Here is a 23,763-nt window from a genome sequence, read left to right on the forward strand (position 1 = left end):
AAGCAAAGGTACGAAAATTGATGATGCGTCCTACAGTGAAGCGCTGGAAGCTGAAAGGGAGTGCAGGTCTGAAATATACCGCGAGCAGATGTAATCACACAAAACAAAAGTGTATTGTACAATACACAGACTAACAGGCGGCGGGATTTTAAGGCTTCATTATTTTTGGCTTCAATTTCGAAGAAATTGTTAAGACGAAAAATAATGAAGTGGTACGCGGAAAGAAAATTCAATTTCGAAGAAATTGCTAATTTTCAGGAACCGCGCCCACCTGCGAACATTCGCCCACAGCGAATTGAGCAGGCCGGGGGGAGCCGCAAAAATTTTGCCGCCCCAGCGAGCAAAAAGGCACGCCCACGTGCCGTTTTTTGTGGGGGGCTTGCCCCGCACACCGTCGCAGCCAGGTAATATAACCCGCCCCAGCGGGGGATATTACCGATTAGGCGCGACCAACCCCTTTAAAGCAGCGTTCCGATTTTTTCGAGCTTGCGAGGAAAAATAGGCTAAACGCAGCGTCTTAAAGGGGTTGGTCGCGCGTAGCGCAAGACGGTGTGCCGCCTTTGACCTTGGGGGTTTTGGCTCGGCGTCCAGCCGGGGCATTACCCCCATGTGTCATGCAGTGAGGGCGTCCAGCCCGAACGTAATGGCACACACCGTTGCCCGTCATTCGGGCGTTTCAGAGGACAGACGACCACTGGTCGGCTGTATTCTGAAAGCACGGATAACGGGCTTGATCGCCACTGGCGATCAGCGCCTTTTGCATATTCATCGGAGCATATTATGGGAGCAGCTGATAGGAGCGTGGTTACGCTCCTATCAGCTGCTCCCATCTTTTGCGCCCAACACGTCAGTTTTCGTATGGAGAAAATAGATATGGGTTCCCACCTGATGCAAAGGCTGAATGCCTTTGCCGATGCATTTTCCTTTTTTCTGTTATGGCTGCAAAACAGCCCTGTCATATTATCCCTGCTCGCAGGTCTTACATTACCTTTTATATTCCACCTTCCCCGCGAGGAAAGAAAGAACGCCCCGTTCTGGTTAAAGTCGGTGGCGTGTGTGTCCATTTTCTTTTTTATATTCGGCACCATATCACCGCTAACTATTCAGGGGCTGAGCTACTTTTTTAAGTCACTCGACAACAACATACTGTTTAGAGTTCCGCTATGGATCATGACCATAATATTTACGGCAGCAGGATTAATATTTCATATTGCAGCCCGACGACTTTTAGCAGGAGAAATTGACAACCTAAAACATCGAATGATTAAGAAAAGCAAGCTGGAGAGAAATACCAGAACGGATGTACGCAAAGTAAAAGAGTTATTACCCGACAGCATAGAATACAATCCACTCGATTACATTGATTTAAAGAAAGGCGTTTTTATTGGTTTAAACAAAGATGACCAGCCGCAATACATAACCATAAAAGAATTTAAAACCCAACACGCAGCTATTATCGGTACAACAGGTTCCGGGAAAGGCGTAACTGCGACCGTTCTACTTTATCAGGCTATTCTTTTAGGCGAGGCTGTTTTTGTAGAAGATCCAAAAGATGATGAATGGGCACCACACGTACTTAGGGAAGCATGTAAAAAAGCAGGCAAGAAATTCACACTTATAAATTTAAACAAGCTAAATTTCCAGCTTGATTTACTGGCTGATATCTCTCATGAACAACTGGAAGAATTATTTAACGCTGGCTTTAGCCTGGCTAAGAAAGGGGAGGCGTCAGATTTTTATCGTATTTCTGACCGTCGCGCAGCCAGAAATACATCTGCAATTTATGAAAAAGGAATGACGCTTCGTGATTTATTTAACACTGACTTTGTTCAGTCATTACGTGAAGATGTTCCCGCATTTTGTGGCGAGTTGGAAGAAATTGCTTTAGTTAACTCAATTAATGCCAAAAATGGATTTTCATTAAAAGAGGTTTTTGATGAAGGTGGTTGTTGCTACATTATTGGTTCAACGCGAAATCAAAAGATTATTTCCGCACAAAGAATGATTCTGACCCGGCTGATACAAATAGCAGAGACCAGGGACAGAATAAACAGTACCCCGCGTACTGTTGCTATTTTCCTCGACGAGTTGAAATATCATCTTTCTCGCCCTGCTCTTGAAGGACTTGGAACGGCACGAGATAAAGGCGTGCACATATTCATGGCTTTTCAGGCGATAGACGATCTGCGTGACTGCCCGTCTGATTTAAATGGTGATTCAGTTATTGGCGCTATCATTGAAAACGCCAAATTCAAATTGATTTATAAAATCCAAAACCCCGAAACGGCAGAATGGGCGGCAAAAATGACAGGCTCTATCCTGGTCGATGATGAAATGAGGAAAGTACGGACTGATTTGTCATTAACGGAAAAAGTGGATACAGACCGAATGATAAGACAGGCAGAAAGTTACTATGTTGACAGTAATATGTTTTTAAACCTCCCTGAAAAAGTTGGTTTTGTATTTACGTCAACCGAACTACCAAGAGCGACAAAGATGTTTCAGGTTCAGGTAAAAAAAGAAAACATCGAACTTCTTTCATTTGAGTATAAGCAAGCCACACCGGAACAAAATGAAAGTCAGGAACATAAGCCATCAATTAATCTGTGAGGGCTGAAATGCTTATTCATAACGTTGCAGAAAGGAAAGAAGCCGCAAACAGAAAAATGCTTGCATTGCTGACATTCCTTAAAGAAGAAACATACTCCGATTTTAAAACGCTGAAAAAAGTTGTTGGGTTCAAGGGTAAAAGTCACCGCCCAACGTATGCGCTACTGAATAAAGCAGTTGCATTGGGGTTTCTGATAAAACATGAATACCCGGTAATAGCCGGAAAAAAATCACTATGGGGGATCACCATGCAAGGGCTGGCGATGGTGGTTAAACCTGATGATAAAGTATTCCCCGGTTATTTTGAGCCGGGGAAACTCAAATACTGGACGCTGGAACACCGGCTCCTGAATCATCGGGTCAGAATTGCACTGGAAGAGAAAGGCGGGCAAGGCTGGCTTAATGGTGATCGGGGGGAATTTATTGCGCGTTATCCTGGCGTTCGCCATCGTCCTGACGGGATTATCACGTTAGATAGCGGCGCAATCGTCGCCGTCGAAACTGAGCGCTCGATGAAAACCCGCGCACGCTATATCAACATCATTAACAGCCATCTGTCGGCCAGCGATGCCGGACGCTGGCACTACGCGATGTATGTCATGCCGGATGACAAAACCAAAACATCGTTAATCCGGCTGTTTGACTCCATCAAAACGGTAATGAGGAACAACGTTCCGGTGCCGTTCGACACGAAGAACCGTGAAATGTTTCTTTTCCGCACCATTGATGAACTGGAGCAAGCAGCCGCCAGCGGCGGCCAGTGATTATTTATATAAATCTATTTTTATAAGGTGTGACAAATGAAATGCCGATCTCGTTTGCTTGTGTTTCTGCCCCTGCTTTTCCCCGCCCTTTGCCTGGCTGACTTTTCTGGCCGTGTTGTTCGGGTCGTCGATGGTGATACTGTCCAGGTACTCACCGATGGCAAAATGGTAAAAGTTCGCCTTAACGGTATCGATGCCCCGGAATCGGGGCAACCGTTCGGCCAGCGCTCGAAGCAGAACCTGTTAAAGCTTGCTGTCCAGAAACAGACGGAGGTCATAGCTAACAATACAGATCGTTATGGCCGCTGGCTGGGAACATTGATGATTGATGGTATCGATATCAACGCAGAACAGGTTAAAGCGGGTATGGCGTGGGCTTACCGCTATCATGGCCGTGCCAGTGACGAAACAATGCTACGCCTTGAAGAAGAAGCCAGACGCCATAGAATCGGGCTGTGGTCGTCACCTGATCCAGTGGAGCCGTGGAAGTGGCGCAAACAGAATAAATAGGATTATATTTTTATATAATTCTGATATGGTAAGGTTAATTTTTAGACGGACGAGGGACTTATGATATTCGCTAAATTTCAGTCACTGACCCATAAGATAGACACAATGGTTATTCGTGACATTAAACGGGAGATGCCGTTGAAATACTGGTCATTCAAAGTAGCGGAATGGATCGCCAGAATCGGAATGATTGGCTTTGTTTGTACCTTTCTTACGTATTTCGGACTCGGCCTCATCATGCAGCACTCAGGCCAGAACCTGCCGGAATCGTTTACTGAGGGGTGCGCTCAGGCCATCGTTGCATTGATAGCTATTGCCCTGGTCGGTTTCCTGGTCAGAGGCGGGTTGTACGTCGATCTGGAAAAAAGAATCCTGGATAAGTGGCAGGGCTACGTTCAGTGATGGTATCACCCGGCCAGTGGCCGGGATACCGGGTGACTTAATGATGTTTTTTCCAGAATTCCTGGTACGCCTCGAACAGCTCCCCATGTTTCATATCGTTGGCCGCAGCAATGGAGCGGAACTCACGTTTCAGCTCCATATCAATGTATAAGTTAAGCTGTGCCTTACGGCCATCAGCACTTTTCCGGGTAGGATTAAAGCCGTGTTCCGTGTCCGCCTGGCTTGGCGGCTCACCTTTGGTATTGCGCGGTTTTGCTGGGACGTTCGCCATAATATCACCTCATAGATAAATATAATTATATTATTATATACTACTGCGTAAGCGTTGTCAGTCGGTCGATCACACCCTGCACAACATCATCAGCTTTTTGCCGTGGGCCAGGAAAAGGCGACTCCGTAAGAGCAAGCCCTTTATCCTGCGCCTGGCTGAACGATGTCAGAAAAGGAATAGCGCCCGGAATGACGGGAACGCCGCAGGGTTGCAGGTATTCCAGCGCCGCGCGATATTCACTCTCACTTTCACTGACCCCCGCAAACACCACCGCCATTTTATCTGTCGAATGCCCTTTGTTACGCAGCGCGTTTACGGTCGTAACGGTCGTTCGTAGATCGTCTACGCTAAACCCTGTCGGCAGTACCAGCAAATCGACAATATCAATCAGGCTGAGTAACGATTTCGTCGCATACGCCGCACTGTCGATGACAATCAAATCCCATTGCCCGGATTCAATCTGTTTCTTCGCCTGTGAAACCGTCCCGCATCCCTGAATTGTCACCGGAGGTTCAAAACCATTCCGCAACCTACGTTGCCCCCAGTCCAGGAAAGACCCCTGATCGATATCCATATCCAGCCCAAGAACCCCCCATCCTGCCTTTGTATACTCGGTGGCGATAGCCCGTGACATCGAGGACTTTTTCACCCCACCTTTCCCGTTAGCCAGTGCAATAACAGCGGTCATACCCCCCCCTATATAAATATTTTCCTATAAAAATAGGAATCGCTATAAGTCTAATCCAGGCGCCATCATCAGTAAATATTTTTATATAAAAATATAATAATACCCCAAAATGTATGCATGGAGGCCATTGATAACAAACCAATCAAAATGCATGTAAGATTTTGTTACACATAGATTGAAAAATAGGATGGATCTGATATATGTAGCAATAATTAATGCTTCGCCTAGCGGCTTCTAATGGAAAAATGTAAGGGAATAAAATGAGAACAGTTCATCAACTACTTTGTCTTGCTAAATCTTGGAAAAATGGAGGATTTTGTATTGCAGGAAAAAACGATGATAATCAATGGGTAAGAACAATAACAGCAAACCCTAGTAATAACGCCATATTCCATCATGGAAATGCCATCCAACCCCTCGATTTTTTCCAAGCAACAACCATTAACCACGCCCCTCAAGGACACCAAACAGAGAACCACATCATTGATGAAAGCGTGATCTTTACTGTGAATGGGCATTGTGCCGCTGATGATTTAGATGATTATGTGGATACGCCTGCGACTCTATGGGGGACAGGAACAAGCAGTAACTACGGTATAAATGACAAAATCATCATTGGGCAGAGAGTAGTTAACAATTCACTCTATTTGATCAAACCTGATGATACGGTGATAGTACAGATGCAGAACGAGTATGGTACTGATAAACTAAGGATAAGATTTAGCTATAATTCTGATGAATACTTACTGACAACTACAGATATGGGAATACAAAATTATTTCAGAGAGGAAGATAATAGGTTAAATGATGGCGAGGAAGAAGAACTTGATGGTGTCTCCTATCTAACTATCAGTCTAGCCGAGCCACTTAATGGAGGCTTATATAAAGTAGTAGCCGGAGTATTTTAAATGAAAAATGTCAAAATACATACAATTGGTTTTACAAAAAAAACAGCTGAGCATTTCTTTAATGCATTAAAGAAAAATGGCGTCATTCGCATAATAGACACAAGATTGAATAACTACTCACAGTTATCCGGTTTCGCAAAAGCAAAAGATCTTGAATTTTTCTTAAAAAAGATATGTGATATAGATTATGTATACAGATCAGAATTAGCTCCAACAAAGAAAATCCTAGACGATTATAAAGATAAAAAAATAACCTGGGAACAGTATTCAATAGAATACTTAAGCCTTATGGAACAAAGACTTATATCATCAAAACTGTCTAGTATCGATGTAGATAATGGATGCCTTCTTTGCAGCGAAGATAAGCCCCATCATTGTCACAGAAGGCTTTTGGCAGAGTATCTAAAACAACAATGGTCAAACCAAAAAACTAACATTAACCATATATTATGAGTGTACTTTTTTTAGAGTATAGCAAAGAGTTCAATTGCTTTGGGAAATTCCAAAGGAAATTAAACTTTTTGACTGAAAATATAAGCATATCAGAAATAATCTTCATCTCTGATTCAAGAGGGTTTATAAAAAAATTTGCAGAAGATAAGCACCTCAGCACTCGTGAGGTGAGTTCTGCTGAAGAGGCTGAATATGCGATTATTTTTAGAGATAAACGTCAAGATATAGGCGATTTTAAATTAACTAAAAATGCTAAAGTAAAAGTTGTGCTTGTAAGTCTGACATTAGTTGTCAATAAAGATAAGGGCGATAAATTTGATGTATATATAGGTAGAGGCACTATATGGGGGAATCCGTATCAAATAGGTGTAGACGGCGATAGAGATGAAGTAATAAGAAAATTTAAATATGATTTTGACAAAGGATTTTTAAAACCCTTTGATAATATTGAAAAAAATGCTCTATCGCTTAAGGGAAAGATTATCGCTTGTCATTGCAAGCCGTATGCATGTCATGGGGATGTCATAGCTGATTATATAAACTCACTTGATGACGGTGAATGAGATTTGATACAGGTCTGATTCTGGCAAGAACTTTCCTGATGAATTTTGTAGCGTTAATGGAAAAAAAGAGCTGAAGAAGACAAGTGTTAAATTTGTTACAAGAATACTCAATTTTAACAAAAATATTACATTAAGATTGTATAGCTAAAATGCACCTAAAAGCTATAGAAAAAGCCTTTTCGACTATTTAATGACTCAAGAGCCCTATTTTTGAGTAAAAAAACTCCTATTTAACATAAAAGGCATTTGGCGAACCAAACTTAGGGACTGACCGAAACAAAAAGGCCAGCCACGGAAAGCTGGTATACAGGCTATTATCGAAGAAGCATTCTTATATAGCGGTTACTTTGTTCGAGTGTAATATGTCGATTGAATTCACAGTTCAGAAAATCACCTTCTAAAATATCATCAGCATCATAAAAACCGCTGATACTAAAAAATCTAGAATAATTTTCATACAGAAAGTCGTGAAGGTGCTGGAAGAAATCATCAAAATCAACATCGTAATAACACTCTGACATACGACCTGATTCGAAATGGCGTACCCGTTTTGTTGAGCCATCGCTTTTGGTGAACACTTGGTCAAGGTAGCAATGAGCACTACGTTCAATTTCTTCGAGTTGGGATTTTGTTGTGCTCTGTACGCACTGAAAGGCGCAGAACAGATAAAAATTGGGGTTAGCTGAACTATATGACCTGGATACAAGATCGCCCATAGTTATTCCTACCTTAGCGAAGGTAGGATTTTGAGCGTCAGCACCCAAGTAAATCCACTTGTCGGTGGATTCAAAATTCTCTTTATCGCGATTATAGAGCCATTCCATTTTATAGTCTGCGTCGGCAGGAAGCTCCCGGTCGTATGGCCGTTGCGGTTTTTTCATGGTTTATCCTGGATAAGTATAAAAAATAGAGATTATTTAGTCCCCTTAATACAGGGCTATAACAGGTTTCTTGATGCCGCAGGCGTGAGCGTAGCGGGTCAGTGTGTCGATGCTGGCTTTGGTAATGTTGTTTTCCAGGCGGGAAATAACCGGAGGTGTAACCCCCATGCGTTCAGCAACCTGCGCTTTTGTCAGGTTGTCATGCTTGCGCCATTCCGCAAGTAGCTCCCTGAGCTTCTCCTTGCGTTCTTCTTCCTGCCATGCAGCGCGATATTCGTCGTCCTGCATCCACTCGTTATGCAGTTCTTTATGGCTTACCAGTTTCATTAAGTACCTCCGCTAACCGCTTTTTGGCGAGATCTATTTCCTTCGCAGGCGTTTTCTGTGACTTCTTGATGAAAACCCGGAGCATGATGATTGTATTGCCTTTGTGGTATACCCAGATGCCCCTGGCAATGTCCGTCCCCATCGTGCGGATCTCGAAAAGTCCATCGCCTAGGGGCTTCGTGTCCGGCTCCCGCAGTAATCGGGCGTCATACTCCAGTTTGCCGATGAGACGGTCAAACTTCACCCTGATTTTTACGGGTAATGCTGTGGCTTCTTCCCTGGCTTCCGGGTGATAAACAACGCTAAACATGTGACCTCCCATTTCTATAAATATTAACCTATAGGCTAATTATGGTCAAGGTAAAATTAACCTGTAGGCTAATTTTTTGGCGGTTATCGCAACGACCTGGTCACTACACTGTTAGCGTGAGTTTTCGTTCCACTGAGGAACTGGGGTTTATGCGCGACAGCGCATGTAAGGCGGCAGGATGAAATGACAGGTAGCACTGAGGGTTATCCGCCGATACCAATGAGGGATCGAAAGGGATCGTCTATCCATCCCTTACCCTGCAAAGCTATAACCCACTAAAAGCGGCTCAGGGGCTTCTGTGCGCGGTCGGAGTGGTCACAACAAGGCGAAGCCGCAGTTGGGGCGTATCTCCGCGTTAGCGGGTCGTAAGAGCCGCTTACGAGCGTGTAAGCAAAACGTTCAGCGATATTTGCTGACGCATCCGGCATGGCCGGATTTGTCCAATCCCTCGACGGCTAACAGGCGAGCTGTTAGCCCTCTCACGATTCTGATCTGAATGCCCCGCGCTTTAGCGTGGGGAGCTACTTTTGAGGCGCTTGAGCCGATGTTGTTCGGTTATCCACTTTTTAAAGGGGATAACAGTAATGTTTTTTTATTTTTTGTTTTATCTTTTAATACGTAAGTAATTAAAAGATAAAACAAAAGAGTAATTGCGCCATATCGTTTGCACTTCATTATCACTTACCCACAAGCTATACAGCAGTTGCGGACGGCTACGCCGGAACCGCCAAAAAATCCGCCATTCAAAAAGGGGGGCTGGTTTGGATTTCGGAAATTATTGTACGTTAAGGCTGTTTTTTGTACTGCGGCTTGTTGCGGACGTGCAGAATCCCCGCCAGCTAAGGCGGTAGTAGGTGGGGATCAGGCAAAGGTTGGGGAGTAGTATTCTCGTTTACGCTGGCGAGCTACTTCACGCTTCGCCTTCATCCTGGCTAACCCGGCTGCGGCTTTACGCGTCCAGTTCTCAACCTTGATAGCGATTAACCGGACATCGCCGGAGAAAATGATTTCCTCCGGGTCAGCCTTAAGCAGCCTGGCGCGTTCCCGGTAAACCTGTTTTAGCGGGATGCCGAGAATGGCAAAGAAATCCTCTGTTACCTCGATGTGCTTGCAGGCGCAACGGGCATCATAAGGATTGAAGGGGGCTTTTTCTGAGATAATGGCATTAAGCCAGGAGAGGCGATCACATCCCCGGCTGGCACGAGAAATCGACCTGTGACCCGCATCACTGCGCGTCGACAGCCCGGCGCGTTCGGCCAGCGTTTCAAGGTTATGTATGGTTTGCCAGTCCCTTAAATCCAGATCGTCAAGGATGGCCAACATCAGTTCGCAAAGAGCCTCAAGCCCGAACTTGTTCGCTTCATTGACCCAATATCTGTTATGGCGGATACGACGCCGAAGTTCGTTTTTGATTTTGATACGCCCGGCTTCGGTCGCCAGCGACTTAATCCACCGATTGAGGAACCGGCGACGCTTGCGCGAGGCAACGTTATAACAGGGGCTTTGCTTTGCGACGCCCGTAGGTGATACAGACGATTTGAGAGAGAGACTCTTATCAGTCACACCCGCCCGTACTTATTGCCGGGCAGAGGTCTTGTATTGAGAAATGCATTTGCTATAATCCTTCACAGGCCAGCGCCTGCTTTTGACCCCCTGATATCTGACTCTTCCGGCAAGTTGATGACAGATTTCGGGGGGTTTTTGCATTCAGGGATTGAGCTTTCGCTTTCCCCCTTCCCTGGACGCTATTACCGGGAACGTCCCACCCGCATGAATACTGTAAACGTCGGTAAATTACCACGATGTTACATTAGGATCAATTATCTCGCCAAAGATCCCGCAAAAAACCACTCTATTTTATTACCAAAAATCATAAAGTTGTATGAATCTCAATAATATTGAAACTATAAATATAGATCATCCTCCCATAGTCCCCCCGTCTATTTAAAACACGTAACCCCTGATTTTTACGCAAAATTTTTGTGTAGAAATCAGGGGTTGGACAAGCGAAGCGCGGCAGGGTTAAGGGCGGTGTTTCAGGCATTCAGTGAGCTGAGCGACCAGTTTTCTTGCGTCTTCAAGCTGTTCAGCCATTTTTTTTGCCTCAAACTCAATGTCTTCATGCAAGTTCTGTTCTCCTCTATGCATCTGGAGAAGAAGCTTCGCTGTAACGTCATTCACTATATAGAAATAATACTCTGGATATCCCAGTACATCAGCCACTCGGCATACGAACTCAAACGGAGGTGCAAACCGTCCAGCTTCATAATTAGACATCCTTGACCTAGGATTGACCCCTTCCACCCCTACCAGTTCGGATAATTTTTCCTGGGATAAACCAGCGGCCTCTCGCGCTTCCTTCAAACGTTTTGGAACCATGACCTATCACCTTGTTTTGTTTTTCAAAACATACATAGATGGTTCTCATGGTTAGTACATATATTCAAAACGTATTGCATATATGAACATTGATGTTATTATCATTAAAGGTTCTTGATATTGACACATCAAAATGACTGTATAAAAATACAGTACCACTTTATACAGTTGAGCTATGAGTACGCGTTCTAGATTCAGGCGATTGGGAACGGCGGAAAATGGGGGCTTGTGCCCATAAAGGAGGATCTTATGTATGAATGGTATGTTTTATACTGTAAAAATCAGGATGTTGAACGCATAACTCGCAGAATCAAGGGGATGGATGTTGAGGTTTTTTTTCCTCGTTACATCAAATTTACGCCTCGTAGAGATTGCAGATCTGTGCGTCAGGAAGAAAAGCCATTGTTTCCTAACTATCTTTTCTTACGCTTCGACGTCAATGTAACTCATACCTCAACTATAACATCCATTCCGGGCACACATGGTTTTGTCAGCTTCGGTGCAACACCTTGCACCGTGCCACAATCGGTGATCACAGCGATTGAATGTGCTCGTTTGATGGCACTTAATCCTGATGGAGATGCTATTGAATGTCGTAACATCTCACCGGATTTATTGTGGAAAATACAAGAACTTTCTTTAATAAAGATCCCGCTCCAACGCCAGGTTGCTTTTTCACAATTATTACATAATCAAAATTATTAACCCCCCCCCTCAAGCACCGTAGCTTTACAAGCTACGGTGCTTTTTCATAGGAGCTTTAATCCCATGCCTAAGAACGTATCAGGCAAATCGACTACGGCTGTAATTTACATAGGTAAAAACCGTTATCAGGAACTGGCTAAGCACGCCCGCGAAATCAGCTACTTATCAGACTCTAATATCAGACCCAGCACTTTTCTTCATTATCTGATCGACCAGTTCAGCGATCAGGCTCACACCGAGTTGCTCAAACAGCTACTTGCAGAAAAACAGAAGGAGTAATCCATGAGAAAACCAACCTATAACGTGTATGTCGTACAGGAAACACAACCCATCGATAACGGCGAAACCAATAGATACTGGACGAAAGTCGGTGCGGCATTCGCGCACAACGGCAAGCCGGGTCTAAATATCATGATCACCCCCGGCATTTCCGTTTCTGGCAAGCTGGTACTTCTCGAACCCAAAGAGGATAACGCCGCTCCGCAAGGTGCCTCCGTAAGCTAATGCGAGGTCGCCATGCTCTCCACAACTGCTTTTCTGGCGGTTGCCATGCAGTGTGCCGCAACCGTTCACCCTTCCACATCGCTTGATGTAGCAAGGGAAGAATCCAGCTTTAACCCTTACGCCATCGCCGAAATCATTCCTAAAAGTGAACGAACACCCGGCGATAAAGGCGTTATATCCCACATGCCAAAAAACAAGGAGAACGCATTCAGCATCGTTAACCAGATAAAGGCGAAAGGACGCCGATTCTCTGTTGGACTGATGCAAATAACCAGTACCAATTTTCAGAGTTACGGCGTCACCGTCGCTGACCTTTTCAATCCATGCATAAACCTTTCTGTCTTTGAGAAAATCATCACCGACTGCTACCAGCGGGGCGGCACTCTGGAGAGGGCGCTGAGCTGCTATTACTCCGGCAATTTCAGTACCGGACAACAGCAGGAACCCGCTTTCTCAAATACGAGCTATGTACAGCGGATTGGCTACTCTCCGGCGAGTACCCGCTATGCCGTTCCCGGCACCCGCGATGATATCGCAACCCCTGCGGCCACCCTGAAAGCTACGCCAGTGGATGCGCCGACGCGCCCGCGCGTGGTGTGGCCGGGGGCGATCGTTCGCGGCGTTCCGGCTCAACTCCGCCAGAAAAAGGCGGCCACCGTCTATTACCCCGCGCAGGTTGTGCGCGGAAATCTCGATGTAACAACGAAAGAGGTAGAAAAATGAAACCTTTCAGTAAGGTAAAGGAATTAATCAGCCGTGTATCTGCTTATGTTCTGGCTCCGGCCATGAGCGTTTTTGCTGCCAGTCCGGCGTTCGCTGATGGTTTTACCCGTGCAAATACCATCATGGAGAAAGTATCAACTGGCTTGCATGGTCTGGCCGCCATCACGATCACCGTGGCCGTGATCTGGATTGGCTATAAGACCCTGTGGAAAGGCGAAAGTCTGTCACAGTGCGGCTACATCATAATTGGCGGCATTTTAATTGGCGGAGGCAGTGAAATCGCCGCTCTGCTGATGAGCTAAGAGGCTGAACATATGGCAAAGCTGCTCAAGGCAATGAAACGCCCGGCTGCGCTGTGGGGGGTGCCAATGGTGCCCCTGCTGGCTGTCACGGGTGTAACCATCATCGTTGCTATCTGGACTTCCGTCGCTCTCCTGTTCTTACTTCCTGTGCAATTTCTGGTGATGAAGTCCCTTACCAGAAATGAACCGATGCGGTTCAATCTGATTGCCGTATGGCTGAGAGCGAAGGGAAACCCGGTAGCAAACCGTTTATTTGGCGCAACAACATTTATGCCCGTTGAGCATGATGATGTTGATATCAAGGAGTTTCTCGACGCCATGAAACTAAATCAGTGTGCCACCATCAAGAAGTACATCCCGTACTCATCGCACATTCATCAGCATGTGGTTCGTTCCCCTAAGAGCGATCTGTACTGCACCTGGGAATTGATGGGAACGCCGTTCGACTGCGAGTCTGACGAATCGCTCCAGTTCGGGACGAACCAGTTACACGGGCTAATCCGCTCATTCGAAGGTATGCCCGTTACTTTCTATATCCATAACGACCGCAATACGTTTACCGACAATCTTCATAAAAATTCTGGCAACCCGTATGCCGATGAAGTTAGCCGTCTTTACTACGCTTCTGTCGGGGTGTTCCGGCGTAACCGCCTGTTCCTGACGGTCTGCTATCGTCCGTTTGTCAGCCTTGAAAAAGCAGAACACAAGCGGATGAAAGACAGCCAGAAACTAAAGGAGCTGGACGGTGCTTTGCTGGAAATGCTGGAAATAAAAAGCACGCTCGATACCGCGCTGTCGCGCTATGGTGCACGGCCTCTCGGTACGTTTACCGAAGGAAGCGCGGTGTTTTCTTCGCAACTGGCTTTCTATGAATATCTGCTAACGCACCAGTGGCGAAAAGTGCGCGTCACCCGTACCCCGGCCTATGACGTGATGGGGGCGGCGGCGTTGTTCTTTTCGGCTGAATCCGGGCAGATAAACCACGCCAACGGTACGCAATATTTCCGGGGGCTGGAGGTTAAAGAGTTCTCCGAAGAAACTGCCACAGGAATGATGGACTCCCTTCTTTATGCCCCCTGTGATTACGTGATCACGCAGACCTATACCTGCATGTCACGCGAGGAAGCGAAGAAAGCGATTAAACGCACAAAGCGGTTATTAATGAGTGCCGACGACGATGCTGTTTCCCAGCGGTTAGATTTGGATGTGGCGCTTGACCTGTTGACATCGGGGAAAATAGCTTACGGTAAGCACCATTTTTCTATCATGGTGTATTCCCCGTCGCTGGAAAGCCTGGTTGCGGATACTAACGAAATCAGTAACGCGTTGAACAACATCGGGATAACGCCAGTTCCGGCAGAAATATCGCTTTCAGCGGCGTATATGGCGCAACTGCCAGGCAACTATAACCTGCGGCCACGTAAAGGGGAGCTGAGTAGCCAGAACTTTGTCGAGCTGGCCGCACTCCATAATTTCTATCCGGGCAAGCGCGATAAAGCCCCCTGGGGGGATGCGATGGCTTTACTGCGCACCCCGTCAGGCGATGGCTACTATATCAACCTGCATAACACACTGGCAGATAAGGACGAATTCAACGAAAAGAACCCGGCCAGTACCTGCATCCTCGGTACGAACGGTTCGGGTAAAACTATGTTGATGACGTTCTTTGAGATCATGCAGCAGAAATATGGGCGCCCGGATAGCTTCTCCCCGGATGCCAAAACCAAACGGCTGACGACCGTTTACCTCGATAAAGACCGGGGCGCGGAGATGAATATCCGGGCGCTGGGTGGCCGTTACTATCGGGTTATCAGTGGTGAGCCTACAGGGTGGAACCCGTTCTCGTTGCCCGCAACCAAACGCAATATCAATTTCATCAAGCAACTGATGAAAATCCTTTGTACCCGCAACGGCTCGACAATCTCACCACGCGATGAACGCCGTCTGAGTGATGCGGTTAATGCTGTGATGAATGACGAGCCGCAATATCGCGTCTACGGCATTACCCGAATGCTGGAAAATTTGCCTGAGCCGGCTACGAAAGAAGCCCAGGAAAACGGCCTTAGCATTCGGCTGTCACAGTGGGCGCAGGGCGGTGAGTTCGGCTGGGTGTTTGATAACGAGTCTGACACGTTCGATATCAGCAACTGTGATAACTTCGGCATCGACGGAACGGAGTTCCTGGACGATGCAAGCGTATGTGCGCCAATCTCGTTTTATCTGCTGTACCGCATTACCAGCCTGCTTGACGGGCGACGCCTGGTCATTTTCATGGATGAATTCTGGAAGTGGTTACGCGACCCGGTGTTTAAGGACTTTGCTTATAACAAACTGAAAACCATCCGTAAGCTGAACGGGATGCTGGTCGTCGGTACTCAATCCCCGGCAGAGATCATCAAAGATGATATCGCCCCGGCAGTGATTGAGCAGTGCGGGACACAGATTCTGGCGGCGAACCCCAACGCCGACCGCGCACACTATGTTGACGGTATGAAGTTTGAACCGGAAGTGTTCGACGTGGTGAAAGGGCTTGACCCGCAAGCCCGCCAGTATGTTGTGGTGAAAAATCAGTTCAAGCGCGGCGATACCAAACGTTTTGCCGCTCGTGTCACGCTCGACCTGTCGGGTATCGGCAGATACACCAAAGTCATGAGCGGCGATGCCCCCAACCTCGAAATATTCGAATCGATTTACCGGGAAGGAATGCAGCCTCATGAATGGCTCGACACCTACCTGGCTAAAGCACTCTGATTCCAAAGGAGATATAGGATGAAAACTCACTTTTATGCGCTGATTTTCGCATGTTCGCTTGCAAGCCCTCTGGCACAAGCGGGAGGTATTTTAGTATTTGATGCCACAGCCAAACTGGAAAATGTCCGTCAGTGGCAGAAAGAAGCCAAGCAATGGATGGAGACCGCACAACACTACAAAGACCAGATACGAGCTTATAAAGACCAACTGGCAACAGCCACAGGTGTTCGAGACATCGCCAGCTTTGTTGACCAGGCCAAAAGCCTGAAAGCCGATCTCGAAAAACTACGCAAGCCGGGACAGGCTCTGAATGATTTGCTTCTCTCCGGTGGTTCCTCCGGACAGTTCGACGCGCTGTACGAGAAGTACAAAATATTCGATACCTGCAATGCCGAACGGTCGGGGAACTATGCCAACGTATGCAAGCAGCAAGTCATCAATAAAGCTATCCAGCTTGAGCAGACCGACGAAATCCAGAACCAGGTAAGCCAGACCCTGGGGGAAATCAACAGCCTCTCCAACAGGGTAGCGTTAGCCAAAGATTCGAAAGAATCTCAAGACCTTGCAAACAGTATTCAGCTAAAATCTGTCATGCTGAACACGCTTACCACCCAATGGGAAATGAGCGTGAAAGCAGCAGAAAAGCGCGAAAAAGTGCTTGAGGCGGAGCGTGTTAAACAGTGGAATCAGCAGCAGTTAACCGCACCAACAGTTGATTTAAACGGCTAAAGGGAAATAAAAAATGCGTTTATTAAAAATATCTCTTCTAACATTATCAGTTTTCTTAATTAGCGGATGTAAAGAAGAGGCTAAAACAACAAAATGGTATAAAGACCATCCAGAAGAACTAAAAGCTGTTTATGAAAAATGCCAAAAAACAGGAAGCGCTTCAGAAAATTGTAAAAATGCAAACGAAGCTCACTGGCAAATACAGCAGTTGAATGCTCCGACTATCGATTTAAATTCATAGTGAGGTAAATATGTCCGGTGGTGTTTTTGTCGGTGTTGAAAAACACCTGATAGGAGGAATAACAGATGCCACAAAGGGATTAATGATGTCGTACTCTTCTATGATGATGGGGCTGGCAGTAGCATCAGCTACCATCTACATCATGTGGAGGGGATACCAGACTCTTGCTGGTAAGCTCTCTACGCCGATGGAAGACACGATGTGGGACATCATGAGGATGGCGATCATCCTGTCCTTTGTGGCTAATTTAGGTGGTTATCTAGATGGCGTTATTGACGCTGTTAATGGGTTAAAGGAGGGGTTTTCTGGCAGTGATAATATATGGCAGCTATTAGATAGTTTGTGGAATAACGCAAAAGTATTAGGTAAAACATTACATGACATGGATAATTCAACATATATAAAAGATGAGGGAATGGCCGCTCAATTTTATGTATGGCTTGGGATATTCGCTTTAATGATTATTACCGCATTTGTTTCCATGATAGCGGAAGTCATGATCTTATTGCTGAGCATCACCGCACCTATATTTATATTTTGCTTAATGTATGGTTTTCTACGCCCCATGTTTAATAACTGGCTACAAAATATATTTGCAGCCATATTAACTATTCTCCTTTCCTCCTTATCATTAAGGATTGTAGTCAATTATTTAAACTCAAGGCTTGCATTAGCAACTCAAGGTGCAGCCCAGGCAAATATTGTAGAACTAGGAGCACAAGTCTGTCTTGCTGGTATCTGTGCGGCAATATTGGTTTATCTCTCCGCAAAACTGGCCGCAGCACTGGCCGGGGCTAGTGCCACCGTATCGATGCAAGGGCTGGCCGCAGTTGGTTTAGGGGCTGCTGTTTTCGGTGGTTCAAAGTTAGTAAATGGTACTCAAAAGCAAACCAGACGCTCTATTCAGGACAACATTCAGGGCTGGAAGGATGAAAATGCAGGTAAGCCCGGCAAGCCTGGAGGTGAGTTAGGCTATAACGCTTCTAAAGCGCGTAAATATGCGATTGAGCAGATGATAGCCCGGAACGAAGCGCGGAGGCTGGCACAGTCGAGAGAATCCGCGTTTAAGAAGTTCAACAGCTAAACCTAGCTCCTCCAATCCATACATCCCCGCAACACACCCTATGAAAATATAATTATATTTTCATATTTTTAATTCAGTTGAGGAAATCTTTGATGAAACGCTTGATTGCGCTGGCTTTGCTGTGCGCGCTTTCTGGCTGCGCCCAGAAAACGCTTCCATCTGCATTTAGCGGTAAGGGAGAACCCGTAAACACACCTCAAATTATGGCGGAGTTAAACAGTCATGAGTGAACAGAAATTAATTGCTGAATCCCGCACCTTTGAACAGCAAATGATTGAGCGGGATAAACGCGCCACAAAAGCCGGTTTTGTTGTTGGCGGTGTGGGTTTGCTGATTGCGGTACTGGCGCTCGTCGCCGTGGTCGTGATGTTGCCGCTGAAACAGACGGATGTTGAGCTGTATACCGTGGATAACCACACAGGACGGGTGGAACATGTTACCCGGACATCGAAAACCAGCCTGACCGCAACAGAAGCCTATCAAAAGGCGATGGCCGCAAACTACGTCAAAGTGCGTGAGCGGTATGTCTATCCCTCTTTGCAGGACGACTACGAGACGGTACAGGTCTACAACGCACCCCAGGTAAACGATGACTATCTGGCGCTTTACGCCGGAAAAAACGCCCCGGACAAGGTTTATAAAAACGGGGCACACACGGTGAAAGTGGAGATCCTGTCGAACCAGATCACCGATGCGACAGCCCCTGATAGGGTGGCCACCATCCGCTACAAGAAGATTATCCGCCGTCTGGCTGATAACAGCACCCGCAACGAGTATTGGGATGCCCGGTTCACGTTCCATTCTGACCCTGACAAGGAAATGAGCGATGCGGAACGCGAGATCAACTACTTCGGCTTTACCGTCACCAGTTGGCAGACCGACCGCGAAATCCGGGGAGGTGAATGATGAAAAAGTTAACGTTTTCCGCACTGGCATTGATGATGTGCGGCGCGGCATGGGGTGCGGCCATACCGCAGGCAAGCCGCTATGACTCCCGCGTTCAGCAGGTTATCTATAACCCGCAGAACGTCACCGTCGTTAACACCAAACCCGGTTTTATGACAACGCTGGTATTTGATAACGATGAGGCTGTCATAAGCGCCAAACCTGGCTTTGATGAGGCGTGGGAAGCAACACCAGATGCAAACAGGGTTAACGTCCGTCCGCTCGCACTCACACAAGGTGCTCCGGGAGAAGATGGCAACACGACACAGGTTGTCATCAACCCTAACAGTCGTGACTGGCATACGAACATGTTGATAGTCACCAATAAGCGTCTGTACAACGTCGAGCTGAACGTCATTGACGATAAGTCAGCACAGCAACCAGCCTTTCAGGTGAGCTATCGCTATCCGGGCGAAGAACGGGACAAAGCCAGCCGGGAGGCGACGGCCAGACAGCGCGAATGGGAGCAGAAGCAGCAGCAGGCCAGCGTCCAGAAAGCGCTGAACTCGGCGCAGACGCCCCGCAACTGGAGTTACACCAAATATCCGGGCAAAGGCAGTTTCAACATTGTTCCCGATTTTGCTTACGACGATGGCCGCTTTACGTTCGTGGGCTTCTCCCCGTCTAAGTCCATTCCTTCCGTCACCAAAGAACTGAACGGCAAAGAGCATGTTGTTAACAGCAGCATCCAGAAAAAAGGCGACTTCACCGTACTGGTGATTCAGGAAGTGACGCCCCGTCTGGTACTGCGTTCCGGTAATGCCGTTGTGGGTCTGGAAAATAGCGGATTTGGCAAGGTACACGCAGCCGATGGTTCCACCGTATCCCGGCAGGTGGAAAGAGTGGAAAAACCGGAATCCAATTAACCTATAAAAATATTTTTATACAAATCAGGAAACGTGCATATGAACGACGAAAATAAAGTGCCTGTGCCGGATGAGGTGCAGTCATCCCCGGCACACGCTGAGGATGATATTGCCACGCTTGAGCGGGAAGCCCGCGCTAAAAGGGAGGCAGAGCTTCTCAATGCGCAGGACGACGAAGAGAAAGACCCGGTACAACCCGCCGTTAACAAACTGAAAAAGCGCAAACGGGGCAAAGCAACCGCCTTTCTTGCCATTGTCGCGGTCGCGCTTATCTTCTTGGCATGGGGTGGTAACTGGGTTTATCGCAATATCCTGTGGCAGCCTACGGAAGAAAAGAAACAGGACACAGCCCCGCAGACGAACAAAACCGATTACCGGCAGCGTAACGATCTCGGTATGTCCACCGATACAGCCGAAGAAGAGCCAGAGCAACAGGATAACGGCCAGATCAGCACGGGGGGAACAGGGCAGACGGCTCCGGCCGCCCCGCCAGAACTCAACAAAGCCAGTTTCCTTATTCGCCGTGATGGTTCGGCCACCACACAGAACCAGGTAAAAACTCGGCAGCAGGAAATGACGCTGACATCGGCAATAACTACCGGACAACAGGACAGCAGCGCGGCCACACCTCCCGGTCAGCCGCAAAATACCGCCGCACCGTCGCCGGGACAAAGCCCCGCACCAGTACGGCGCATACCCTATAACCCTGACCTGTACATCCCGGAAAATACCTCGATCCCCTGTTCACTGGATCGCCGCTTTGTATCTGACCGGGCGGGGAAACTTCGCTGCACGGTCACTACTGACATCTGGAGCGCCAGCGGCAACACGAAGCTGATAGAGAAAGGCACCACCGCATCATTACTTTACCGCGCCATAGCGGAAGAAGGTATGAAGCACGGGCAAGGGCGGGCATTCATCATTGCGACGAAGCTACGCACCCGCCAACCCCCTTATCTCGATATCCCGTTGGTTGATACCAGCGCGGCTGGAGAGTTGGGCGAGGCTGGCGTTGATGGCTGGATAGATTCGCACTTTTGGGAACGGTTCGGCGGCGCGTTAATGGTCGGCATGATCCCCGATATTGGCGCATGGGCATCCAACAGCGCGGGTAAAAAAGACCGCAATACGGACTATACGGAAAACAGCCGCCAGGCTATGGCAGATATGGCGCGTACCACGCTAGAGAACAGCATCAATATTCCCCCAACGCTCTATAAGAATCAGGGCGAGATCATCAACCTGATCACAGGCGAGGATATTGATTTTTCTAACATCTACACGCTTAGGATGAAGTGATTATGCATAAATTCAGCCATGCGCAGGCGCTTCATTCTGTTCGTAGCGCTCTGTTCTTTAGCCTGATAACAGGCCCAGCATTAAGCCTCTTTTTTGTTTTCCTTCTTTTATCATTTAATAACTCGCTAGCAGGAACATTTGTTAAGGAAGCGCGAGAACTGGTTGCCAATGTGCCAGTCGATAAGGTGCGTATGTGCATTCATCCAAAACAGAGTGAGCCTGTCGCCCCTGTGAAACCGTTATATGTCAGCCCCTGCGAACCCGTATTCATTGATACGAATGTATGGCAGGAAAATTGGGACAGACTGATTCGTAATCTATACCTAACCATTTTTTTATTGAGTTTTAGCATTTGGTTACTGGTGAATGGGCTTCTCCACATTTCGGTTAAAACAATTATCAGGAGAATAAAAAGTGACCGCTAAAAACATCTCCCTCGACCGCTATAAACAGCGTTTCTTTGGCGACTTTCTGGAGCTTCCCGGCCTGACGGAAATAGCCGTCAATCGTCCAGGCGAACTGTACACAAAAATCAACGGCGTGTGGGAGCTGCACGTCGTTCCTTTGAGCTATGAGGATTGCTACAACTTTGCCCGGTGCCTGGCAAAGCACCACGGCGACAATATCGAAGATATTAAGCCGGGGCTGTCAGCCACGTTGGAATCTGGCGAACGGTGCCAGGTTATTGTTCCTCCGGCCTGTGAGCGCGATACGGTGTCTATTACCATCCGTAAGCCATCGAAGGTACAAATCCCGCACCAGGCATATATCGATGCGGGATTTTATAACCGGGTAACAGGCGAGGAAAAGACGGAGACGCACGACGAGGAATTAATTGCATTGTACAATACAAAAAACATTCCTCTGTTTATGGAGAAATGCGTCAAGTACGGTAAAACGCTTGCGGTCGCCGGGGAAACCAGCACCGGGAAAACTACCTATATGAAAATGTTGATAGGTTATATTCCGGTACATCTTCGGATATCAACAATTGAGGACAACCCGGAAATCACGTTCTTTGTCCATAAAAACTACGTCCATCTTTTTTATCCGTCAGAATCATCAGATGAAAAAGGGTCTATCGTTACCCCGGCGAGCCTTTTACGCTGGAATTACCGTATGAACCCTGACCGAATTTTATTAACAGAGGTTCGCGGTGCGGAAGCCTGGGACTTCCTTAAAATAACAGGTTCTGGCCATGAAGGAAGTATGACCTCCATTCATGCAGGATCAGCGAAAGAAGCTATAGATGGGTTTATTACCCGTTGCTATGAAAATCCACAGTGCGCCCAGCTCCCCTATACATTTATGTTACGTAAGGTTCTGGATAGCCTGGACGTGATTGTGAGCATTGATTTAGACGGAAATGTCCGCCGTATGAATGACATTTATTTCCGTCCAATACATCGAAATCAATATTTTGAGGAGATGAAAGCATGATAAATAAAATTAAAGTAATCATGTTGGCGGCAATAGTTATCGGATGTTCATCGCCACCGCCTCCCGTTCCTGTAGAGTGGGATAAAACCGCTGAGCCATTAAATACCAGTTTACCGCAATGGAGTGACAATAACGTTATAGTCCCTTCCCCGACAGTTAACGGTAAATGGACATCATCAATCAGCGCAAAAAATTTCTACGATACAATATGGACTCCAGCAGTATTTTACGCAGTCGCCCATTCAACACGAATTGTCGTCACTGCACAATCCGGTACTGATTTCTTTAATGCAAAAAACTGGCTTCGCCAGAATGGCGCAAAAGGTGTTATTGAATACCAGCCCGTCTTTAATTGTCTGACATGCAGAGAAACCACTATTTATTTCTCTCGCCAATCCATTTAATCAACACAATCTAATAAGGATTTACCATGAAAAAAACCGTTATCACGGCGGCTGTATTATGCCTGACCGCAGGAACGCCGATTTATTCATTTGCCGCTGACCCATGCGAAGTTGTTCTTTGCATGTACGGAAAAGCAACGGGTAATAGTGGTGGGAGTGAATGCAGTTCAGCAGAACGCGCATTTTTTAAAATCAACGCTTTTAAAAAACACCATCGTTTTAATCCGGGTAAAACATTCGATATGCGAAAAGAATTTTTAGGCGAATGTAAAGCCGCAGACCCTGAATCAATAAGCAAAATCCTTTCAAAATTTGGCAGAGTGAAAGGATAACTGACATATCCATTTTGATATGAGAGGTTCGAAATGATAAACGAAGATTTATTCATTAAGAATATACACTCAAAAAATCAGGACAGAATATCTGTAGCCCTGGTATATGACACGTTATCAAAAGAAGCCCACAGAGGTTGTGGGCTGTATTACGAAATATACGAAAGCTGTTTTATCGGTCTTTTGCGCGATCATCTTTCAGAACTTAATGAAGCTGACGCAAACAAATTAAGACGCTATGCCGAAAGCAAAGGTACGAAAATTGATGATGCGTCCTACAGTGAAGCGCTGGAAGCTGAAAGGGAGTGCAGGTCTGAAATATACCGCGAGCAGATGTAATCACACAAAACAAAAGTGTATTGTACAATACAC

General features: G+C 46.7%; 32 protein-coding genes. 25 read left to right on the plus strand and 7 right to left on the minus strand.

What is annotated here, in order from left to right:
* The first annotated feature begins 873 nt into the window (after positions 1-873).
* Genes KP22_RS20565 through KP22_RS20580 form a run of 4 tightly spaced genes read left to right on the plus strand, consistent with a single transcriptional unit; the run spans position 874 to position 4,286 of the window.
* Entirely contained in the window at positions 874-2,610 is a 1,737-nt protein-coding gene (locus KP22_RS20565; RefSeq protein WP_039326163.1) for a type IV secretory system conjugative DNA transfer family protein, read from the plus strand.
* 8 nt (positions 2,611-2,618) lie between these two features.
* The gene (mobC, locus tag KP22_RS20570; protein WP_039326082.1) at positions 2,619-3,374 is read left to right on the plus strand and encodes a MobC family replication-relaxation protein; all 756 of its coding nucleotides are present in this window, start codon (positions 2,619-2,621) and stop codon (positions 3,372-3,374) included.
* Between the two features lie 36 nt (positions 3,375-3,410).
* Positions 3,411-3,884: a thermonuclease family protein gene (locus tag KP22_RS20575; RefSeq protein ID WP_039326084.1), complete on the plus strand. Its 474-nt coding sequence runs from the start codon at positions 3,411-3,413 to the stop codon at positions 3,882-3,884.
* Between the two features lie 60 nt (positions 3,885-3,944).
* Positions 3,945-4,286, plus strand: a complete 342-nt coding sequence (locus KP22_RS20580) for a hypothetical protein (protein ID WP_039326088.1) — start codon at positions 3,945-3,947, stop codon at positions 4,284-4,286.
* A gap of 37 nt (positions 4,287-4,323) precedes the next feature.
* Here the strand turns inward: KP22_RS20580 and KP22_RS20585 are convergent, their stop codons facing one another.
* Both KP22_RS20585 and KP22_RS20590 read right to left on the minus strand, forming a co-directional pair.
* Positions 4,324-4,557 (minus strand): hypothetical protein, encoded by a 234-nt coding sequence (locus KP22_RS20585; RefSeq protein ID WP_004178129.1) that lies wholly within the window; start codon positions 4,555-4,557, stop codon positions 4,324-4,326.
* Positions 4,558-4,597: 40 nt separating this feature from the next.
* Complete coding sequence (locus KP22_RS20590; RefSeq protein WP_004178130.1) at positions 4,598-5,245, minus strand: ParA family protein; 648 nt, start codon at positions 5,243-5,245, stop codon at positions 4,598-4,600.
* Positions 5,246-5,505: 260 nt separating this feature from the next.
* On the opposite strand from KP22_RS20590, the gene KP22_RS20595 reads away from it, so the two are divergent.
* Genes KP22_RS20595 through KP22_RS22095 form a run of 3 tightly spaced genes read left to right on the plus strand, consistent with a single transcriptional unit; the run spans position 5,506 to position 7,169 of the window.
* On the plus strand, positions 5,506-6,153 hold the full coding sequence (locus tag KP22_RS20595; protein ID WP_039326106.1) for a dual OB domain-containing protein: 648 nt from the start codon (positions 5,506-5,508) through the stop codon (positions 6,151-6,153).
* The gene (locus KP22_RS20600; protein ID WP_039326108.1) at positions 6,154-6,606 is read left to right on the plus strand and encodes a DUF488 domain-containing protein; all 453 of its coding nucleotides are present in this window, start codon (positions 6,154-6,156) and stop codon (positions 6,604-6,606) included.
* Positions 6,603-7,169 (plus strand): DUF4326 domain-containing protein, encoded by a 567-nt coding sequence (locus tag KP22_RS22095; RefSeq protein WP_072012614.1) that lies wholly within the window; start codon positions 6,603-6,605, stop codon positions 7,167-7,169. The genes KP22_RS20600 and KP22_RS22095 overlap by 4 nt, the downstream gene beginning before the upstream one ends.
* 314 nt (positions 7,170-7,483) lie before the next feature.
* Here KP22_RS22095 and KP22_RS20610 read toward each other — a convergent pair whose 3' ends face one another.
* The 5 genes from KP22_RS20610 to KP22_RS20630 all read right to left on the minus strand — a co-directional run bounded on the left by KP22_RS20610 (position 7,484) and on the right by KP22_RS20630 (position 11,066).
* Complete coding sequence (locus KP22_RS20610; protein ID WP_039326110.1) at positions 7,484-8,050, minus strand: hypothetical protein; 567 nt, start codon at positions 8,048-8,050, stop codon at positions 7,484-7,486.
* Positions 8,051-8,095: 45 nt separating this feature from the next.
* Positions 8,096-8,377: a helix-turn-helix domain-containing protein gene (locus tag KP22_RS20615; RefSeq protein WP_000780222.1), complete on the minus strand. Its 282-nt coding sequence runs from the start codon at positions 8,375-8,377 to the stop codon at positions 8,096-8,098.
* A complete protein-coding gene (locus KP22_RS20620; protein WP_000493286.1) occupies positions 8,358-8,687 on the minus strand; it encodes a type II toxin-antitoxin system RelE/ParE family toxin in 330 nt (109 codons plus the stop codon). The genes KP22_RS20615 and KP22_RS20620 overlap by 20 nt, the downstream gene beginning before the upstream one ends.
* 861 nt (positions 8,688-9,548) lie before the next feature.
* Positions 9,549-10,250 carry a RepA family replication protein gene (locus KP22_RS20625; protein ID WP_167333813.1) on the minus strand — a complete coding sequence of 234 codons (702 nt, stop codon included), beginning with the start codon at positions 10,248-10,250 and terminating at the stop codon, positions 9,549-9,551.
* A 459-nt stretch (positions 10,251-10,709) separates the two neighbouring features.
* Positions 10,710-11,066: a helix-turn-helix domain-containing protein gene (locus KP22_RS20630; RefSeq protein ID WP_039326114.1), complete on the minus strand. Its 357-nt coding sequence runs from the start codon at positions 11,064-11,066 to the stop codon at positions 10,710-10,712.
* 249 nt (positions 11,067-11,315) lie between these two features.
* Between KP22_RS20630 and KP22_RS20635 the strand changes: the two genes are divergently transcribed.
* The 18 genes from KP22_RS20635 (at position 11,316) to KP22_RS20715 (ending at position 23,730) form a co-directional block, all read left to right on the plus strand.
* Positions 11,316-11,771, plus strand: coding sequence for a transcription termination/antitermination NusG family protein (locus tag KP22_RS20635; RefSeq protein WP_039326116.1), 456 nt, complete (start codon positions 11,316-11,318; stop codon positions 11,769-11,771).
* Positions 11,772-11,834: 63 nt separating this feature from the next.
* Complete coding sequence (locus tag KP22_RS20640) at positions 11,835-12,050, plus strand: hypothetical protein (protein ID WP_039326119.1); 216 nt, start codon at positions 11,835-11,837, stop codon at positions 12,048-12,050.
* 3 nt (positions 12,051-12,053) lie between these two features.
* On the plus strand, positions 12,054-12,275 hold the full coding sequence (locus tag KP22_RS20645; protein ID WP_039326121.1) for a hypothetical protein: 222 nt from the start codon (positions 12,054-12,056) through the stop codon (positions 12,273-12,275).
* 12 nt (positions 12,276-12,287) lie between these two features.
* Positions 12,288-12,998 carry a lytic transglycosylase domain-containing protein gene (locus tag KP22_RS20650; RefSeq protein WP_039326124.1) on the plus strand — a complete coding sequence of 237 codons (711 nt, stop codon included), beginning with the start codon at positions 12,288-12,290 and terminating at the stop codon, positions 12,996-12,998.
* Positions 12,995-13,300, plus strand: a complete 306-nt coding sequence (locus KP22_RS20655) for a TrbC/VirB2 family protein (RefSeq protein ID WP_039326127.1) — start codon at positions 12,995-12,997, stop codon at positions 13,298-13,300. The genes KP22_RS20650 and KP22_RS20655 overlap by 4 nt, the downstream gene beginning before the upstream one ends.
* Positions 13,301-13,312: 12 nt before the next feature.
* Entirely contained in the window at positions 13,313-16,051 is a 2,739-nt protein-coding gene (locus KP22_RS20660; RefSeq protein WP_039326131.1) for a VirB4 family type IV secretion/conjugal transfer ATPase, read from the plus strand.
* Positions 16,052-16,069: 18 nt separating this feature from the next.
* Positions 16,070-16,780 (plus strand): TrbJ/VirB5 family protein, encoded by a 711-nt coding sequence (locus tag KP22_RS20665; protein ID WP_039326134.1) that lies wholly within the window; start codon positions 16,070-16,072, stop codon positions 16,778-16,780.
* Positions 16,781-16,793: 13 nt separating this feature from the next.
* Positions 16,794-17,021, plus strand: coding sequence for an EexN family lipoprotein (locus KP22_RS22100; protein WP_072012615.1), 228 nt, complete (start codon positions 16,794-16,796; stop codon positions 17,019-17,021).
* Positions 17,022-17,031: 10 nt separating this feature from the next.
* The gene (locus tag KP22_RS20670) at positions 17,032-18,105 is read left to right on the plus strand and encodes a TrbL/VirB6 family protein (RefSeq protein ID WP_039326137.1); all 1,074 of its coding nucleotides are present in this window, start codon (positions 17,032-17,034) and stop codon (positions 18,103-18,105) included.
* 92 nt (positions 18,106-18,197) lie between these two features.
* Positions 18,198-18,335: a hypothetical protein gene (locus KP22_RS22650; RefSeq protein WP_039326140.1), complete on the plus strand. Its 138-nt coding sequence runs from the start codon at positions 18,198-18,200 to the stop codon at positions 18,333-18,335.
* Positions 18,328-19,011, plus strand: a complete 684-nt coding sequence (locus KP22_RS20680) for a VirB8 family type IV secretion system protein (RefSeq protein WP_004178111.1) — start codon at positions 18,328-18,330, stop codon at positions 19,009-19,011. Before KP22_RS22650 ends, KP22_RS20680 begins: the two co-directional genes overlap by 8 nt.
* Positions 19,008-19,916 carry a P-type conjugative transfer protein VirB9 gene (gene virB9 / locus KP22_RS20685; RefSeq protein WP_167333814.1) on the plus strand — a complete coding sequence of 303 codons (909 nt, stop codon included), beginning with the start codon at positions 19,008-19,010 and terminating at the stop codon, positions 19,914-19,916. Before KP22_RS20680 ends, virB9 begins: the two co-directional genes overlap by 4 nt.
* 39 nt (positions 19,917-19,955) lie before the next feature.
* Positions 19,956-21,215 (plus strand): VirB10/TraB/TrbI family type IV secretion system protein, encoded by a 1,260-nt coding sequence (virB10, locus tag KP22_RS20690; RefSeq protein ID WP_039326147.1) that lies wholly within the window; start codon positions 19,956-19,958, stop codon positions 21,213-21,215.
* 2 nt (positions 21,216-21,217) lie between these two features.
* Complete coding sequence (locus KP22_RS20695; RefSeq protein WP_039326150.1) at positions 21,218-21,640, plus strand: hypothetical protein; 423 nt, start codon at positions 21,218-21,220, stop codon at positions 21,638-21,640.
* Positions 21,630-22,655 carry a P-type DNA transfer ATPase VirB11 gene (gene virB11, locus KP22_RS20700; RefSeq protein WP_039326153.1) on the plus strand — a complete coding sequence of 342 codons (1,026 nt, stop codon included), beginning with the start codon at positions 21,630-21,632 and terminating at the stop codon, positions 22,653-22,655. Before KP22_RS20695 ends, virB11 begins: the two co-directional genes overlap by 11 nt.
* Entirely contained in the window at positions 22,652-23,059 is a 408-nt protein-coding gene (locus KP22_RS20705) for a cag pathogenicity island Cag12 family protein (RefSeq protein WP_039326155.1), read from the plus strand. Before virB11 ends, KP22_RS20705 begins: the two co-directional genes overlap by 4 nt.
* Before the next feature lie 26 nt (positions 23,060-23,085).
* Positions 23,086-23,391: a conjugal transfer protein gene (locus KP22_RS20710; protein WP_032722794.1), complete on the plus strand. Its 306-nt coding sequence runs from the start codon at positions 23,086-23,088 to the stop codon at positions 23,389-23,391.
* A 33-nt stretch (positions 23,392-23,424) separates the two neighbouring features.
* Positions 23,425-23,730 (plus strand): hypothetical protein, encoded by a 306-nt coding sequence (locus KP22_RS20715; RefSeq protein ID WP_039326161.1) that lies wholly within the window; start codon positions 23,425-23,427, stop codon positions 23,728-23,730.
* Positions 23,731-23,763: the final 33 nt, after the last annotated feature.

It is taken from the genome of Pectobacterium betavasculorum (genome assembly GCF_000749845.1).
Classification (GTDB): domain Bacteria; phylum Pseudomonadota; class Gammaproteobacteria; order Enterobacterales; family Enterobacteriaceae; genus Pectobacterium; species Pectobacterium betavasculorum.

Excerpts from the sequence above, each read along its gene's own strand:
- KP22_RS20600 (WP_039326108.1), top strand. The coding sequence starts at position 6,154 with ATGAAAAATGTCAAAATACATACAATTGGTTTTACAAAAAAAACAGCT.
- virB10 (WP_039326147.1), top strand. The coding sequence starts at position 19,956 with ATGAACGACGAAAATAAAGTGCCTGTGCCGGATGAGGTGCAGTCATCC.
- KP22_RS20565 (WP_039326163.1), top strand. The coding sequence starts at position 874 with ATGGGTTCCCACCTGATGCAAAGGCTGAATGCCTTTGCCGATGCATTT.
- mobC (WP_039326082.1), top strand. The coding sequence starts at position 2,619 with ATGCTTATTCATAACGTTGCAGAAAGGAAAGAAGCCGCAAACAGAAAA.
- virB9 (WP_167333814.1), top strand. The coding sequence starts at position 19,008 with ATGATGAAAAAGTTAACGTTTTCCGCACTGGCATTGATGATGTGCGGC.
- KP22_RS20645 (WP_039326121.1), top strand. The coding sequence starts at position 12,054 with ATGAGAAAACCAACCTATAACGTGTATGTCGTACAGGAAACACAACCC.
- KP22_RS20590 (WP_004178130.1), bottom strand. The coding sequence starts at position 5,245 with ATGACCGCTGTTATTGCACTGGCTAACGGGAAAGGTGGGGTGAAAAAG.
- KP22_RS22650 (WP_039326140.1), top strand. The coding sequence starts at position 18,198 with ATGAAACGCTTGATTGCGCTGGCTTTGCTGTGCGCGCTTTCTGGCTGC.
- KP22_RS20670 (WP_039326137.1), top strand. The coding sequence starts at position 17,032 with ATGTCCGGTGGTGTTTTTGTCGGTGTTGAAAAACACCTGATAGGAGGA.
- KP22_RS20715 (WP_039326161.1), top strand. The coding sequence starts at position 23,425 with ATGATAAACGAAGATTTATTCATTAAGAATATACACTCAAAAAATCAG.
- KP22_RS20580 (WP_039326088.1), top strand. The coding sequence starts at position 3,945 with ATGATATTCGCTAAATTTCAGTCACTGACCCATAAGATAGACACAATG.
- KP22_RS20710 (WP_032722794.1), top strand. The coding sequence starts at position 23,086 with ATGAAAAAAACCGTTATCACGGCGGCTGTATTATGCCTGACCGCAGGA.
- KP22_RS20695 (WP_039326150.1), top strand. The coding sequence starts at position 21,218 with ATGCATAAATTCAGCCATGCGCAGGCGCTTCATTCTGTTCGTAGCGCT.
- KP22_RS20665 (WP_039326134.1), top strand. The coding sequence starts at position 16,070 with ATGAAAACTCACTTTTATGCGCTGATTTTCGCATGTTCGCTTGCAAGC.
- KP22_RS20620 (WP_000493286.1), bottom strand. The coding sequence starts at position 8,687 with ATGTTTAGCGTTGTTTATCACCCGGAAGCCAGGGAAGAAGCCACAGCA.
- KP22_RS22095 (WP_072012614.1), top strand. The coding sequence starts at position 6,603 with ATGAGTGTACTTTTTTTAGAGTATAGCAAAGAGTTCAATTGCTTTGGG.
- KP22_RS20575 (WP_039326084.1), top strand. The coding sequence starts at position 3,411 with ATGAAATGCCGATCTCGTTTGCTTGTGTTTCTGCCCCTGCTTTTCCCC.
- KP22_RS20595 (WP_039326106.1), top strand. The coding sequence starts at position 5,506 with ATGAGAACAGTTCATCAACTACTTTGTCTTGCTAAATCTTGGAAAAAT.
- KP22_RS20655 (WP_039326127.1), top strand. The coding sequence starts at position 12,995 with ATGAAACCTTTCAGTAAGGTAAAGGAATTAATCAGCCGTGTATCTGCT.
- KP22_RS20635 (WP_039326116.1), top strand. The coding sequence starts at position 11,316 with ATGTATGAATGGTATGTTTTATACTGTAAAAATCAGGATGTTGAACGC.
- KP22_RS20640 (WP_039326119.1), top strand. The coding sequence starts at position 11,835 with ATGCCTAAGAACGTATCAGGCAAATCGACTACGGCTGTAATTTACATA.
- KP22_RS20650 (WP_039326124.1), top strand. The coding sequence starts at position 12,288 with ATGCTCTCCACAACTGCTTTTCTGGCGGTTGCCATGCAGTGTGCCGCA.
- KP22_RS20680 (WP_004178111.1), top strand. The coding sequence starts at position 18,328 with ATGAGTGAACAGAAATTAATTGCTGAATCCCGCACCTTTGAACAGCAA.
- KP22_RS20660 (WP_039326131.1), top strand. The coding sequence starts at position 13,313 with ATGGCAAAGCTGCTCAAGGCAATGAAACGCCCGGCTGCGCTGTGGGGG.
- KP22_RS22100 (WP_072012615.1), top strand. The coding sequence starts at position 16,794 with ATGCGTTTATTAAAAATATCTCTTCTAACATTATCAGTTTTCTTAATT.
- KP22_RS20610 (WP_039326110.1), bottom strand. The coding sequence starts at position 8,050 with ATGAAAAAACCGCAACGGCCATACGACCGGGAGCTTCCTGCCGACGCA.
- KP22_RS20585 (WP_004178129.1), bottom strand. The coding sequence starts at position 4,557 with ATGGCGAACGTCCCAGCAAAACCGCGCAATACCAAAGGTGAGCCGCCA.
- KP22_RS20615 (WP_000780222.1), bottom strand. The coding sequence starts at position 8,377 with ATGAAACTGGTAAGCCATAAAGAACTGCATAACGAGTGGATGCAGGAC.
- KP22_RS20630 (WP_039326114.1), bottom strand. The coding sequence starts at position 11,066 with ATGGTTCCAAAACGTTTGAAGGAAGCGCGAGAGGCCGCTGGTTTATCC.
- KP22_RS20705 (WP_039326155.1), top strand. The coding sequence starts at position 22,652 with ATGATAAATAAAATTAAAGTAATCATGTTGGCGGCAATAGTTATCGGA.